This window comes from Affinirhizobium straminoryzae (assembly GCF_007004135.1).
GTDB classification, from domain to species: domain Bacteria; phylum Pseudomonadota; class Alphaproteobacteria; order Rhizobiales; family Rhizobiaceae; genus Neorhizobium; species Neorhizobium straminoryzae.
Genome location: NZ_VJMG01000036.1, coordinates 39,818 through 52,790, shown reverse-complemented (window position 1 = coordinate 52,790; position 12,973 = coordinate 39,818). Strand labels below are relative to the sequence as shown.

Here is a 12,973-nt window from a genome sequence, read left to right as displayed (position 1 = left end):
ATCTTCGGTCGAGTTTCGGGCGGCTGGCGCGGATCGCGTTTCAGCCGCCTTTGCGTTTCTGCTCGCTGACGAATGCGTGCTGGCGCATGGATGCTGGGTCGGATGGGTCATGTGAGGGTGCCCCTAAAACCAAGCGAGGCAGGACTGGGGGAAGTCCTGCCTCTGACGCCTGGACATTGCACGGCATCCGGGGGGAGGATGCCAGTGCCAGGGATGCGGTATGGGGGGGCGCATCCCCGTGCGTGTCGCTTCCTGTTAGAGAGAGTGGGACGTCAGGAAGCGACGATGAACACATACGCCCGCTGCGGACCCGGTTTCAAATTACAAAGACTTAATTTTTGGGGCTCGGCTGCTGCCTTAGTTTTGACGCAACGCAGCACGCTTGTTCACGGTTTTAGCCGGGACTCGCCCTGTGAATTGCGGGTGTGACGGGCGCGTGTGATGGTGTTTGCAGGCCAAGATGCCTATATGGACTGAGGTCCGTGAGGTGATGATGCGCTTTTCCAATACATTTCTCGATGAGATACGCGATCGCGTGCCGATTTCGGCCGTCATCGGCCGTCGGGTGACGTGGGATCGCAAGAAGACCAATGTCTCGCGTGGCGACTACTGGGCCTGTTGCCCCTTCCACGGGGAAAAGAGCCCGAGCTTCCATTGCGAGGATCGCAAGGGACGCTACCACTGCTTCGGCTGCGGCGTGTCCGGCGACCATTTCCGTTTCATGCAGGAAATCGAGGGGCTGAGCTTTCCGGAGGCCGTGCAGCAGCTGGCCGACATGGCGGGCGTTGCCATGCCGCAGCCGGATGTGCAGGCCGAGCGACGCGAGAAGGAACGCGCCACGCTGCTCGACGTCATGGAAATGGCAACCCAGTTCTTTCAGGACCAGTTGCAAAGTGCAGCGGGCGCGAAGGCGCGCGCCTACCTGCGCGACCGTGGCCTGACCGGCCGCACCATCGAAACCTTTCGTCTTGGCTATGCGCCGGAAAGCCGCAATGCGCTGAAGGAGCATCTGGCGGCCAAGGGCGTGCTGAAGGAGCAGATGGAGGCCTGCGGTCTGGTGGTGCACGAGAACGTGCCCGTCTCCTACGACCGGTTTCGCGACCGCATCATGTTTCCGATTCTCTCGTCACGCGACAAGGTGATTGCCTTCGGCGGCCGCGCCATGTCGCCGGATGCCATGGCGAAATATCTGAATTCGAACGAGACGGAACTCTTCCACAAGGGCAATGTGCTCTACAACTTCTCCCGCGCGCGGCGTGCCGTGCAGGCGCAGGCGAAAAGTCGCGATGGCGAGGACGCGACGGTGATTGCCGTCGAGGGCTACATGGATGTGATCGCCCTCTATCAGGCCGGCGTCGAGAATGCGGTGGCGCCGCTCGGCACTGCGCTGACCGAAAACCAGCTGGAACTTTTGTGGCGCATGTCGCCGCAGCCGGTGCTGTGCTTCGATGGCGACGGGGCGGGTCTGCGCGCCGCCAACCGTGCGGCCGATCTGGCATTGCCGCACATCAAGCCCGGGCGCTCCGTCAGCTTTGCGCTTTTGCCCGATGGCAAGGATCCGGATGATCTGGTGCGCCATGAGGGACGCGCGCCCTTCGACACGGTGATGGCGCAGGCCCGGCCGCTCGCCGAGATGATCTGGATGCGCGAGGCCGCCAATGGTTCCTTCGAGACGCCGGAGAAGCGCGCGGAGCTGGAGGCGCGGCTGAAGCAGATTGTTTCCGTCATTGCCGACGAGAATGTGCGCCGCCATTACCAGCAGGACGTGCGCGAGCGCCTCAATGCCTTCTTTTCCCCGCAGCGAGGCGGACGCGAGCCGCGCGCCGGCTTTCAGGCCAACAGCCGCGGGCCGGGTGGCATGGCAGGCCGCGGGCGCGGCGGCGGGCAGGGGGCCGGCTTTGCCGGCACTGCCGGCCGCGGCAGCCTTGGCGTCTCCGATCGGTTGGCCCGTTCCGGGCTCGTGCGTGGCCATCAGGAGTTGCCGGCTCTGCGCGAGGTGGTGCTGGCGATCACCATCGTCAACCACCCGCAGCTGCTGCTCGAGGATTATGACGAGATCGCCGCGATCGATTTCGAGAATCGCGATCTTCAGCGGCTCTGGTCGGCCGTGCTGCCGGCGGCTGCCACGGCCGGCGCCAATCTCTCGCGGGAGTATCTGGTGGGGCGGCTGTTTGCGGAAGGCTTCGAACCGCTCGTGACGGCGCTTGATCAGCAGGTGCGCAATGCCCGCCTGTGGACGGCAACCGAAAAGGCGGCTGCGGAAGATGCCCGCGAAGGTTACCGGCAGGCCTTGTCACTGCACAAGCGCACCAAGGCACTGCGCATTCAGAAGATGGAACTGGAGCGGGAAATCTCGGCCGCCACCGAGGAGGGCGACGGCGATACGGTTCAGCCGCTTCTGCGGGCCTTGTCCGAAGTGCAGGATGAAATCGTGCGGATGGAAAACCAGGAGGCGATCATCGATGGCTTCGGCGTGATGTCGGGCCGCGTGAAGGGCATTGCGGCGGGCCATGGCAGCTGATCAGCCAAGGGTTGTGCCAGGATGCGGGATGGAGAAGGCAAGGACGGTCTTTCCGGTCATTTCCGCTCTTGTCATGGCGGCGCGGCTTCCTAAATAACAGGCAGCCGACGCGACCAGGGCGTGGTGAGCCCGCGATACTCCTCTTTTTCCACGTTATATCTGCTCTTTGCCTCTGGAAAGGCTTGACGGGGAGTAAAATTGTGGGAATCACCGTTCCAGGCGGAACAGGGCGAAGTGGGACATGGCGGCTGCGAGAACGGATCTCGTGTGCCGAGGGCGAAACGATGCTTGCAGGGCCGGAACACTTTCTTGGTTAAGCGAGATTTAATGTCCAGCCAGTACGTGATTGAGTGCGATTCGGATCGCGTCCGCTCTGCAGGGTGCGGGTGCCGATCAGCAGAACGCCGCGGATGACGTCCAAGGAAAGACGAATAGATGGCAACTAAAGTCAAAGAAAACGAAGAAGCTGAAAACGAACGCGACGGCGCTACGGACGGTCCGCTTCTCGATCTTTCCGACGACGCGGTCAAGAAGATGATCAAGCTCGCCAAGAAGCGTGGCTATGTCACGATGGACGAGCTGAATGCGGTGCTGCCTTCCGAAGAAGTGACCTCCGAGCAGATCGAGGACACGATGGCCATGTTGTCCGACATGGGCATCAATGTCGTCGAGGACGAGGAAGTCGAGGAGCAGGCGGCCGAAGACGACGGCGACGACGAGGCCGAGAGCGAGGGTGGCGAACTGGCGCCTGCCGCCGGCACGGCTGTCGCGACCGCCAAGAAGAAGGAACCGACCGACCGCACGGACGACCCGGTGCGCATGTATCTGCGCGAAATGGGGTCCGTCGAGCTTTTGTCGCGCGAAGGCGAAATCGCGATTGCCAAGCGCATCGAGGCCGGCCGCGAAACGATGATCGCGGGTCTGTGTGAAAGCCCGCTGACCTTCCAGGCGCTGATCATCTGGCGCGACGAACTGAACGAAGGCACGACGCTGCTGCGCGAGATCATCGATCTCGAAACCACCTATTCCGGTCCGGAAGCCAAGGCTGCCCCGCAGTTCCAGAGCCCGGAAAAGATCGAGGCCGACCGCAAGGCGGCCGAGGAAAAGGAAAAGTCGCGCAAGCCGCGGGCGGCTGCCGGCGAGGACGACATCACCAATGTCGGTGGCGACCTGCCGCCCATGGAAGAGGAAGAGGAGGACGATGACGAATCGAGCCTGTCTCTCGCCGCAATGGAAGCGGAACTGCGCCCGCAGGTGATGGAGACGCTCGACACCATTGCCGATACCTACAAGAAGCTGCGCAAGCTGCAGGACCAGCAGGTGGAGGCGCGCCTCTCCTGCACCGGCACGCTGTCGTCCGGCCAGGAGCGCCGCTACAAGGAGCTGAAGGACCAGCTGATCACGGCGGTGAAGTCGCTGTCGCTCAATCAGAACCGTATCGACAGTCTTGTCGAGCAGCTCTACGACATCAACAAGCGCCTCGTGCAGAACGAAGGGCGCCTGCTGCGTCTGGCCGAATCCTATGGCGTGAAGCGCGACAGCTTCCTGGAGCAGTATCAGGGCGCCGAGCTTGATCCGCACTGGATGAAATCGATCTCCAACCTCGCCGCCCGCGGCTGGAAGGAATTTGCGCGCGCCGAGAACCAGACGATCCGCGACATCCGTCAGGAGATCCAGAATCTCGCAACGGAAACCGGCATTTCGGTCACCGAGTTCCGCCGCATCGTGCACATGGTGCAGAAGGGCGAGCGCGAGGCGCGCATCGCCAAGAAGGAAATGGTCGAGGCCAACCTGCGTCTCGTCATCTCGATCGCTAAGAAGTACACCAACCGCGGCCTGCAGTTCCTCGATCTCATCCAGGAAGGCAATATCGGCCTGATGAAGGCGGTCGACAAGTTCGAGTATCGCCGCGGCTACAAGTTCTCGACCTATGCCACCTGGTGGATCCGCCAAGCGATCACCCGCTCGATCGCCGACCAGGCCCGCACGATCCGCATTCCGGTGCACATGATCGAGACGATCAACAAGATCGTGCGCACCTCGCGCCAGATGCTGCACGAAATCGGCCGCGAGCCGACGCCGGAAGAACTGGCCGAAAAGCTGGCCATGCCGCTCGAAAAGGTCCGCAAGGTCCTGAAGATCGCCAAGGAGCCGATCTCGCTCGAAACGCCGGTCGGCGACGAGGAAGACAGCCACCTCGGCGATTTCATCGAGGACAAGAACGCGCTTCTGCCGATCGACGCCGCCATTCAGGCGAACCTGCGCGAGACGACCACCCGCGTGCTCGCCTCGCTGACGCCGCGTGAAGAACGTGTTCTTCGCATGCGCTTCGGCATCGGCATGAACACGGACCATACGCTGGAAGAAGTCGGCCAGCAGTTTTCCGTTACGCGCGAACGTATCCGCCAGATCGAGGCGAAGGCGCTCAGAAAGCTGAAGCATCCGAGCCGCAGCCGCAAGCTGCGCAGCTTCCTGGATAGCTGAGGCGATCAGGCATCGAAGACAATCAGAACCCGGCGGAAGCAGTTCCGCCGGGTTTTTTGTTTAGGGGCAGGGCCGCGTCCCTCATGCTCGCTCGACGAGCGAAAGCACGATGCGCCGTGCCAGCGGCAGGGCCAGGAGCAGGGTGGGAAACGCGATCAGCCAGGAGAGTCCCCAGGCAGACATCCATTTGCCGAGGAAGCCGGGAGCCGGCCCCATATTCGTCATCGTGGCAACGGCCGAGACGACGAAGGTCATCAGGATGGACAGGATGAACGGCATGAGTAGACTTGCCGTCCGGGCGGGAAGACGCTTGATCTTCATGGATTTTCTCTTTGGGAGAAGGAGCGGCACGGAACACAACATGGGCACCTCGCATCATTGTGCGTGACACCTTCGCCCCGTGACGGTCCGAAGGGTGGTGCGTTGCTTCTCGTGAGACGCTTACGGCCGATGACGATCGACATCCGTGTTGATAGCGGACAAGCCGGCACCTGGCAAGCCTTCGATGGGCTTCCGCCGGGCCGCTTTCCTTCCGGCTCCCTTCGGGTGTCGGCAGTTTTTTGCCGGTTCATGGCTTGCGCCTCTCGATCCCGCCGCCATTCCCGCCTACATCGGAACCATGCAGGATGATGCCGCACCGCAAGAGATGACAGAGGAAGGGGTGACAGGAGAGGCGCCGCTGGCAAGGCCGGCCCGCGCGTCACGTCGCGGCTGGATCGTCGCGGCCTCCCTTCTTCTGCATTTTGCCATCCTTCTCCCCTTCCTCATTCAGTTGCCGTCCAGCCCACCGCAGACGCCGCCGGAAGAGAGCGTTTCGGTTGAGATCGTGCCGCCGCCCGAACCACCGGAACCTGAACCGCCGAAGCCTGAACCCCCGAAGCCCGATCCGCCGCAGCCGGAACCACCCAAACCCGAGCCGCCGCCCGAGACAAAGCCGGAGGCGCAGCAGCCCGTATCACCACCGGTGCCCACCTTGCGGCCCGTGTTCCGGTTCGGGGAGGAAGCCGCCGGCCCGCAGCAATCGGTGGAAGGCAACAGCGCCGATGGCGACAAGGCGCCCGCTGAGGAGGCGCCGAAGCCCGAGACGCAGGCGAAGCCGGAACCGGCCCCGCAGCCGGCGGAGGCAGAGGCGACGCCGCCGATGCCCGAGCCGGAGCCTGCACCCGACGCCGCCCAGCCGCCGGCCCCGCCCGTGCTGTCTGCCCAGGCGAATGCGGAAGAGGGGGCCGCTCCGGAGGAGGATGGCGCACCGCAGATCACGCTACCGTCAAAGGTCGCGGTGCCGCAGCCGCGCCCGGTTGCCCCCACGCAAACCGCCACGGCCGAGCCAAAACCGGTCAAGCGGCTCTATTCCACGGAAAAGACCGGCAATGCCAAGGCCTCCACCGCCATGGCCGGAATTCCGCGTGGCGACCGTGCCGGCCAGCTCTGCGCCTCCGAACTGCAGGCGCAGCTGCTGCACGGTTCGCCCTCCTATCTGCCGGAACTGCTGCCGGCCTTCCGCTTGCCGGCCGGCACCAATGTGATGAACGTGCCGCGCGGCGCGTTCCGGGCGCAGGGCGCCTGGTACAATGTCAGTTTTCTCTGCACGCTGAATGCCGATGCCACGGAGGTGGAGGCTTTTTCCTATGCTGTGGGTGGGCGCATTCCCCGCAGCGAATGGCGCGAACGCGGCTTTCCCAGTTTCTGACACTCTGCTTGGTCCCAGAAAGGAGCCGGCCATGCCACAGACCGTGATTTCCATCCCGACGCGCGGCCAGGGACTTTATGCGTTCAGCGATCAGGCTGCCGCCTTCGTGCATGCCGCAGGCCAGGCGGAGGGGCTGCTGACCATCTTCGTGCGTCACACCTCCTGCTCGCTGCTGATCCAGGAAAATGCCGATCCCGACGTTCAGCGTGATCTCGGCGAATTCTTCCGTCGCCTCGTGCCACCGAGCAATGAGCCTTCCATGCGCTGGATGGTGCATACCACCGAAGGGCCGGATGACATGCCGGCGCATGTAAAGGCGGCCCTGACGGCCACCTCCATCGGCATTCCCGTGATGGGTGGTCGCCTGGCGCTTGGCACATGGCAGGGTATCTATCTGTTCGAGCACCGCGACCGGCCGCACCGGCGCGAGGTGGTGCTGCACCTTTCGCCCTGACGCGTGCACCAGCCTGAACGATGCCTGAACGAAAGGTTCGGCTAACATTCAGATCCGCGACATTAGGTTTTGCTTCAACGCCCGCAAAGGCGGGATGAAAGACGAGGAAGGAAAACCATGACGCAGTTCCTTGCGAAGGCCGCTCTGGCCACTCTGATCGCGGCATCCAGCCTGATGGGATCCCTGCCCGCTGCTTCGGCAGCCGAAGGGCCGGTGGTGAACGTGCAGTGGCGCGATGACGGTCGTTGGGATGGCCCGCGCCACCATCGTCCACCGCCGCGGGAAGGTTGCTCTCCCTGGTTTGCCCAGGAAAAGGCCTCCCGCATGGGCCTTCGCCGGGCCCGCGTGGTGGATGTGAACCGCCGTGTCGTGGTGGTGGCAGGTTTTGATCGCGGTGGCCGCGATCGCGTGGTCTTTGCCAATGTGCGCGGCTGCCCCGTCATTCGCCGCTGATCTGTCGCACCCGTGACGAAAGACGGACCCGCAGAGAGGGGAGCCCCTGCACATGGCTCCCGCTCATCTCTTCGGTGGCGTGCCTGATGACATCGCGCCGGAACGGGTGAGGGCCCGCACCGGCCTTGACGCGGCCTTGCAGCCGTTGCCGCCAATCCTGCAGGTCTGCCGGCCACGGACGGAACCTGCGCCATGGTCCGCTCCATCGCCCAATGGACGGAAGAGGCCGTCGCTCACGCCCCCCTAGCTTGTGAGCGGCGGCTTTTGTCGTTTGAAGCAGGCAAGAGCGGGCGCATTTGTGCGGCTTCGCTCCCCCGAGGGAACGCCTCCCGCCTCGGGCGGGAGGCGAGGGGGTCAGGGGGCCAGTTCGAACCGCATGAAGACGTTGACCGTATAGGTGTTCTCGCCGCCGGAGACGGGGACGGAATCGGCCTCCTTTGCCATCGCCATGCGCATCATCGGCGCCGGCCGGATCGGCATCGGGAGATCTGCATTTTCCTCCAGCGAGACAATGCGGCCCAGCTTGACGCCGGCTGCCTCCGCCAGTGTGCGCGCCTTTTCCACGGCATCCTCTACCGCGCGACGGCGCGCTTGCGTGAGCGGCACCTTCGTGTCGTCATTGGTGAAGCTGATCTGGCCGCCCTGGTTGACACCAAGCTTGACCGAGCGATCCAGCAGGCCGCCCAACTTCTGCAGGTCGCGGACCTTCACCGTCAATGTATTGGTGACCTGATAGCCGGTGGTCTTCGGTGGTGACGGTTCGTTGCTGCTGTCGCTGCTCTGCGGGCTGTAATGTGGATAGATGGAAAAGTCGCTGGTCTGGATATCCCGCTCGGCAATGCCGTCCGCCTTCAGTGCCGCCATCACCTCGCGCATGGCGGCATTGTTGGCCGCGAGTGCCGCATCAGCCGTTTCCGCCAGCCGCGTGACCGACAGCGACACGACCGCCATATCCGGTGCGACCTGTGCCATGCCCTGACCGGTCACGCTGATGACGGCGGGCTGCGGTGGGCCGTGCGGTGGACCGGGGGGAGGGGGCGGTGCCTGTGACAGTGCCACCGCCGGCGCCACCAGACTTCCGGCAAGAACCAGGCCGAGGGCCATGCCCTTGCGCCGCCTTGAGATGTTCATCATGCTCATCCTCCGCATCTTTTCGTCCGCGCGCACGCAGCGCATGACGGGACATTTCTGGTTGCAGCCCCTTGCTGCCTGCAGAATATGAAGCCAATGCGGCGGTGGCTTGTCGGCTGGCTCTTTTTGCGTTAGAGCCCACCCTTATGGCAGCGATGAACCATTGCATCCTTCCAACCTTCCTGACGGGAAGGCCGGGCCTGTAGCTCAATGGTTAGAGCCGGCGGCTCATAACCGCTTGGTTGGGGGTTCGAGTCCCTCCGGGCCCACCAAATTTCTTTAAAATCAATGTAGCTTGACGCGGATTTCCGGAATTTTGACACCTAAAGCCGGAATTTCGAATTTTCAGAATCGGAGCCGTTTCAATCGGGCTCCTCACCCAATTCCATGAGAAGATCGTGGACATTCTGAACCTCGGGCGCGAGGTCATCCAACGAAATGATCTCGTCATGATGAATACGAATAATCCTGGGCGCCCTCACAGAAGGCAATCTGAGCCGACGCGTTTCAGCAGTCTCAAAATCACAACTTAGATCCGCCAACTCCACGAATGCACCTTCGCGGTCGCCCACGGCATAGGCGTGATGGATGATAGAAAGCAGTACGCGTATTGTGTGGTCATCAAGCCGGCTACGGCGTGGGTATGGATACTGAAATATCAGTTCCTCTTCTCTTACGAGTTCCACTTGAAGCCCAATGGCGGCTTGACGACTCCGGCCCAGCGCCAAGTGCCTAGGTTCGTGATCGTAAGCGAGATAACCGCGCGGCCGGATTAGGTCGTAGAGAGTTAAGGCTGCTTCGACGTTCTTTGCCTCATCAATCCCGTTGCATGCAGCGCCGACATACTTCTTCAGTTCTTCCCTTCCGACCGGGGGAGATGGATCCAGCCCGCGTTTCACGCCGTAAATTGTTGGGATTGCATTTCTGAAGTAGCGGTAGCTTGGGAACTTTCCGCCTTTAAGCGCTCGTTGCAGATAAGCGCGCAACCATTCTCTTCGAGCCACCGGAGATTGGGTGACTGCTTGAGCAAGGTCGATGAATTGGATGCGGTTGAGAAGACCGACGGCCTTCTTCTTCTTAACGCCCAAACCAAACCTCTAAGCGGTAATGAACCCTTCGAAATAAGATACGATAAGTTCGTTTTTGATTCGCATGCCCACGTTAACACGGGTCAATGCTGCTTCCATAGTTCTCGACCATGGCGTGCCCGGCTTGTGGGTAATATCCACAAGAGTAAATGCTGGAATTTCTAGGTATTTTCCTAGGTGTTGTTCAATCGTGGAAATCGCGGCGTTGTCGGACAGGCGCGGAAATGGGCAGTGAGTTCTGCGAATTGGATCGAATTTTTGCGCTAATTCGGTGATAGGCTGGTCACCGAACCTTTTGAAGTCGTCGTAGACGGTCCGCTGCACTGGGCCGTATTCCCAAGCCTCAAACTCGGATTTCACGAGTGGCTTGCCATGTTCTAGAAGGTGGTGGCCATGGAGAAAATAGAGAATCTTCTGTATGTCGATCTGAGTCAATTCGAGCTCATCCTGCCAAGCGCGTAGCAGGATCTCATTCGCTATCATCCGAGCGTCAAACATTTTCACTATCTCCGACAGGCCGCGCTGGCGACGGCCGCCAACTGCCGAGCGTCCCACGCCGTCTTATTTTCAGCGCTCGAACCCTGTGGCAGAGGATATCTTGCATTGCGGATCCGAAGGTCATGCGCTGCGGTCTTCAAACAGGCATTTACTCCTAACATCCCTTATTGTGGTTTCTGAAGTCTTAAGTTGAGCGCCGCTTCGTTTGCCGTCGCGGAGTGCTGAAATGCAGCACTTTGCGGCGATAGACCGATCGTAGCCGCTGGGCAGTTGGCGCGTGCGGCTCGGTTTGCCAATGCGAACAGGCGGCACAAGCCCTCATGCCTCAATGACGCGTCGTTGGCGGCCCCAGCAAACGCGTCTGCTCTTCTGCTTCAAGAATGGCCATTGCAATGAGATAGACCAGAAGCGGCTGTTCGGCTTTCTCGGCGCGGGCTTTTGCCGCTTCGAGTTGCGCGAGGATCTCCTTCAGGTCGTTCATAGGCGCCCCCCATTCACCCGAACCAACGCCGCGACGGTAGCGTGAAAGCCGCCATATGAACAAGATCGAAGGGGCTTCGAAACGGTCTCAAAGCCCCTTCAAACACCCTTCAAAGGATGGCCTGTTCCTCTGCCGGGATGAAGCCATAGACGGCAAGATGGTCGACCGCCCTGGTCAGCAGTTCCAGCCCCATCGGCGCCAGTGCTCGTCGCCAGAGATCGGCCGGCGTTTCGTTCTCCTGGATGAAGCACCAGTCCTGAAACGCCACCGGACCACCGTCCATCTCGTCGGTCAGATGATAGACGGTGCCGCCGGTGATGCGCTCACCGGCTGCGATCACGTCGGCCACGGCGGTTCTGCCCCGGTGGAGCGGCAGAAGCGACGGATGAAACCCGATCGTATCGCGTGCCTGTTGCCGGACCCATGCCGGCACGAACACGAAGGCATTGGCACAGATGAGGAGATCGACGGAGATGCCCGCAAGTGCATCGAGCCCCGTCGATCCATAGAGGATGGCCGGCACATCGGCTGCCATGGCGAGGGCATAGAGGCGGTCGCTGGCGCGCGGCACGGCAACGAAGGCCATGTCGTGGTGATCGTTGAGGGCCTTGAACACTTCGGCCGCCAGCCATTTCTGACCAATCAGCCCGATCTTCATGCGCGCACCTCCGCGCCTTCGATATAGCGGAAGCCCTGAACGGCCCGGAAGTGGCCGCCGTATCGGCCCTTGACGCCGACGCTGCTCCTGCCGCCATGCAAGGTGCTTGACACCTGTGCCCAGAGCTTGTCCCGCCGGAGCGCTGCTGCGAGACCGGGATGGGAGGTATGGAACAGGGTCGGCATCGGCTTGCCGTAGCGGTTCTTCCCCCGGCGCCAGGCGCCGCAGACCGCATTCAGGAACCGTAAGCCCACGCCGGCGCCCTGCCATTCCGGCATGACGACCAGGCGGCAGGCACGGGCCTCGACAAGGCCCGGCCGGGTCGAGACGGCCACATGCGCCACCGGTTCTCCCTCGACAAAGGCGACGTAGCAGGTGGCGGCGATCATGTGCGGGAGCTTCAGATAGTGATGCGGCTCAAAATAGCGCCACCATCGCCAGCCGGTTTCGCGGATCTCCAGGGTGATCGGCGGCCGTCGTCGAAGATACCTCCCGGAATACTGCCCCGTCGCGGTGTCGTAGATCCAGTCCGGGTCGAGCCAGTCGATGATGTCGTAATGGCAGGAGAGCATGACCGCCTTGCCGCTGCCCCGCCGCCACGCCTTGCCGAAGGCGAGCGCGCCGATGCGGGCAATCTGCCGGTCCACCACGCTGGTGAACTCGTCGATCACCACCTCGGCCGGCCGTTCGCAGATGAGCCGGGCGAGATCGGCGCGGAAGCGCTCGCCATTCGAGAGGACCGAGTAGGGCCGAAGCCAGGAGGGCACCGAGCCCAGGCCGACCGAGGCAAGGGCTGCCGTCACATCGTCGAAACGCCCATCGGGTGCAATGGCGTCGATGATCGGCCGATCGTCTGGCCATGTCGCCGAGGCAATCCTGTCCTCGCCAAAAATCCGGCGGCCGAGCGAGGTCTTGCCGGAACCGGACGGACCGACGATCAGGCCGATCTGCCAGGCGTCGTCCTCGATCGGCAGGTCGGCTACTTTCTCGAACCGGCTGCCGTCCTCGACATTGAACAGGGATTTCACGCGGGCCGCACGGTAGCTGTCGAAGTCCGCGCAGGCGTTCTGGACCACGATCTTCATGTGCAGACCACCTTGATCTTGCAGGCCTTCAGCGCCTGCAAGGCCTCGAACAGTTGCTGTTGGGCCTGCTCGTCCGAGCAGACGAGAATGACGCCGTGTTGCTGACGGTGGACGTGGCCGTTGGCGCCCGGTGCGCCGCGTGGCAGGCGAGGGAGCTTATCGCTGGATTTCATGGAGGACCCGATCCGGTTGTCGCTCCTGGCGATCGGATGCGGGCTCAATCGGCCTCAGGTGGTTGAGGGTGCCGCAGCGGCGGCACTTGATCTCTATTACATTACTTATTGCGTCGTGCTCAGCCCTAAACAGCAGCGCCGAGCACTTTCCGCAGCGAATGTCTCTCATCTTTCCATATGCTCACGACTCAGTCACACCTCCTTCGCCCTGCAGGGTACGGGTGCGACAGTTATCGTGTATCGCTGTCGGACGGGTC

General features: G+C 62.3%; 14 protein-coding genes and 1 tRNA gene. 6 read left to right on the top strand and 9 right to left on the bottom strand.

Annotation, left to right across the window (positions count from 1 at the left end):
- Positions 1-493: 493 nt before the first annotated feature.
- Positions 494-2,521, top strand: a complete 2,028-nt coding sequence (gene dnaG, locus FNA46_RS13690) for a DNA primase (RefSeq protein WP_143125818.1) — start codon at positions 494-496, stop codon at positions 2,519-2,521.
- 435 nt (positions 2,522-2,956) lie between these two features.
- Complete coding sequence (gene rpoD / locus FNA46_RS13685; RefSeq protein ID WP_143125763.1) at positions 2,957-5,005, top strand: RNA polymerase sigma factor RpoD; 2,049 nt, start codon at positions 2,957-2,959, stop codon at positions 5,003-5,005.
- A gap of 81 nt (positions 5,006-5,086) precedes the next feature.
- Here the strand turns inward: rpoD and FNA46_RS13680 are convergent, their stop codons facing one another.
- On the bottom strand, positions 5,087-5,326 hold the full coding sequence (locus FNA46_RS13680; protein ID WP_143125762.1) for a DUF2798 domain-containing protein: 240 nt from the start codon (positions 5,324-5,326) through the stop codon (positions 5,087-5,089).
- 325 nt (positions 5,327-5,651) lie between these two features.
- Here FNA46_RS13680 and FNA46_RS13675 point away from each other — a divergent pair, with 325 nt between their 5' ends.
- The 3 genes from FNA46_RS13675 to FNA46_RS13665 all read left to right on the top strand — a co-directional run bounded on the left by FNA46_RS13675 (position 5,652) and on the right by FNA46_RS13665 (position 7,602).
- Positions 5,652-6,695 carry a DUF930 domain-containing protein gene (locus FNA46_RS13675; protein WP_143125761.1) on the top strand — a complete coding sequence of 348 codons (1,044 nt, stop codon included), beginning with the start codon at positions 5,652-5,654 and terminating at the stop codon, positions 6,693-6,695.
- A 31-nt stretch (positions 6,696-6,726) separates the two neighbouring features.
- Entirely contained in the window at positions 6,727-7,149 is a 423-nt protein-coding gene (locus tag FNA46_RS13670; protein ID WP_143125760.1) for a secondary thiamine-phosphate synthase enzyme YjbQ, read from the top strand.
- A gap of 117 nt (positions 7,150-7,266) precedes the next feature.
- Positions 7,267-7,602, top strand: a complete 336-nt coding sequence (locus FNA46_RS13665) for a hypothetical protein (RefSeq protein ID WP_143125759.1) — start codon at positions 7,267-7,269, stop codon at positions 7,600-7,602.
- Positions 7,603-7,956: 354 nt separating this feature from the next.
- On the opposite strand, the gene FNA46_RS13660 is transcribed toward FNA46_RS13665, so the two are convergent.
- On the bottom strand, positions 7,957-8,736 hold the full coding sequence (locus FNA46_RS13660) for an SIMPL domain-containing protein (protein ID WP_246103082.1): 780 nt from the start codon (positions 8,734-8,736) through the stop codon (positions 7,957-7,959).
- 193 nt (positions 8,737-8,929) lie between these two features.
- On the opposite strand from FNA46_RS13660, the gene FNA46_RS13655 reads away from it, so the two are divergent.
- Positions 8,930-9,005, top strand: a tRNA-Ile gene (locus FNA46_RS13655).
- A 90-nt stretch (positions 9,006-9,095) separates the two neighbouring features.
- Here FNA46_RS13655 and FNA46_RS13650 read toward each other — a convergent pair.
- The 7 genes from FNA46_RS13650 to FNA46_RS26640 all read right to left on the bottom strand — a co-directional run bounded on the left by FNA46_RS13650 (position 9,096) and on the right by FNA46_RS26640 (position 12,885).
- Entirely contained in the window at positions 9,096-9,821 is a 726-nt protein-coding gene (locus tag FNA46_RS13650) for a hypothetical protein (protein WP_143125758.1), read from the bottom strand.
- A gap of 9 nt (positions 9,822-9,830) precedes the next feature.
- A complete protein-coding gene (locus tag FNA46_RS13645; RefSeq protein WP_210245879.1) occupies positions 9,831-10,376 on the bottom strand; it encodes a Panacea domain-containing protein in 546 nt (181 codons plus the stop codon).
- Between the two features lie 268 nt (positions 10,377-10,644).
- Positions 10,645-10,800 carry a hypothetical protein gene (locus FNA46_RS26070; protein ID WP_185969852.1) on the bottom strand — a complete coding sequence of 52 codons (156 nt, stop codon included), beginning with the start codon at positions 10,798-10,800 and terminating at the stop codon, positions 10,645-10,647.
- Between the two features lie 109 nt (positions 10,801-10,909).
- Positions 10,910-11,458, bottom strand: coding sequence for a formyltransferase family protein (locus FNA46_RS13640; RefSeq protein ID WP_143125757.1), 549 nt, complete (start codon positions 11,456-11,458; stop codon positions 10,910-10,912).
- Complete coding sequence (locus tag FNA46_RS13635; protein ID WP_143125756.1) at positions 11,455-12,543, bottom strand: GNAT family N-acetyltransferase; 1,089 nt, start codon at positions 12,541-12,543, stop codon at positions 11,455-11,457. Before FNA46_RS13635 ends, FNA46_RS13640 begins: the two co-directional genes overlap by 4 nt.
- The gene (locus FNA46_RS26065) at positions 12,540-12,716 is read right to left on the bottom strand and encodes a hypothetical protein (protein ID WP_185969851.1); all 177 of its coding nucleotides are present in this window, start codon (positions 12,714-12,716) and stop codon (positions 12,540-12,542) included. Before FNA46_RS26065 ends, FNA46_RS13635 begins: the two co-directional genes overlap by 4 nt.
- The gene (locus tag FNA46_RS26640; protein WP_143125755.1) at positions 12,700-12,885 is read right to left on the bottom strand and encodes a Com family DNA-binding transcriptional regulator; all 186 of its coding nucleotides are present in this window, start codon (positions 12,883-12,885) and stop codon (positions 12,700-12,702) included. The genes FNA46_RS26065 and FNA46_RS26640 overlap by 17 nt, the downstream gene beginning before the upstream one ends.
- Positions 12,886-12,973: the final 88 nt, after the last annotated feature.

Excerpts from the sequence above, each read along its gene's own strand:
- FNA46_RS13660 (WP_246103082.1), bottom strand. The coding sequence starts at position 8,736 with ATGATGAACATCTCAAGGCGGCGCAAGGGCATGGCCCTCGGCCTGGTT.
- rpoD (WP_143125763.1), top strand. The coding sequence starts at position 2,957 with ATGGCAACTAAAGTCAAAGAAAACGAAGAAGCTGAAAACGAACGCGAC.
- dnaG (WP_143125818.1), top strand. The coding sequence starts at position 494 with ATGCGCTTTTCCAATACATTTCTCGATGAGATACGCGATCGCGTGCCG.
- FNA46_RS26065 (WP_185969851.1), bottom strand. The coding sequence starts at position 12,716 with ATGAAATCCAGCGATAAGCTCCCTCGCCTGCCACGCGGCGCACCGGGC.
- FNA46_RS13640 (WP_143125757.1), bottom strand. The coding sequence starts at position 11,458 with ATGAAGATCGGGCTGATTGGTCAGAAATGGCTGGCGGCCGAAGTGTTC.
- FNA46_RS13675 (WP_143125761.1), top strand. The coding sequence starts at position 5,652 with ATGACAGAGGAAGGGGTGACAGGAGAGGCGCCGCTGGCAAGGCCGGCC.
- FNA46_RS13665 (WP_143125759.1), top strand. The coding sequence starts at position 7,267 with ATGACGCAGTTCCTTGCGAAGGCCGCTCTGGCCACTCTGATCGCGGCA.
- FNA46_RS26070 (WP_185969852.1), bottom strand. The coding sequence starts at position 10,800 with ATGAACGACCTGAAGGAGATCCTCGCGCAACTCGAAGCGGCAAAAGCC.
- FNA46_RS13680 (WP_143125762.1), bottom strand. The coding sequence starts at position 5,326 with ATGAAGATCAAGCGTCTTCCCGCCCGGACGGCAAGTCTACTCATGCCG.
- FNA46_RS13670 (WP_143125760.1), top strand. The coding sequence starts at position 6,727 with ATGCCACAGACCGTGATTTCCATCCCGACGCGCGGCCAGGGACTTTAT.
- FNA46_RS26640 (WP_143125755.1), bottom strand. The coding sequence starts at position 12,885 with ATGAGAGACATTCGCTGCGGAAAGTGCTCGGCGCTGCTGTTTAGGGCT.
- FNA46_RS13635 (WP_143125756.1), bottom strand. The coding sequence starts at position 12,543 with ATGAAGATCGTGGTCCAGAACGCCTGCGCGGACTTCGACAGCTACCGT.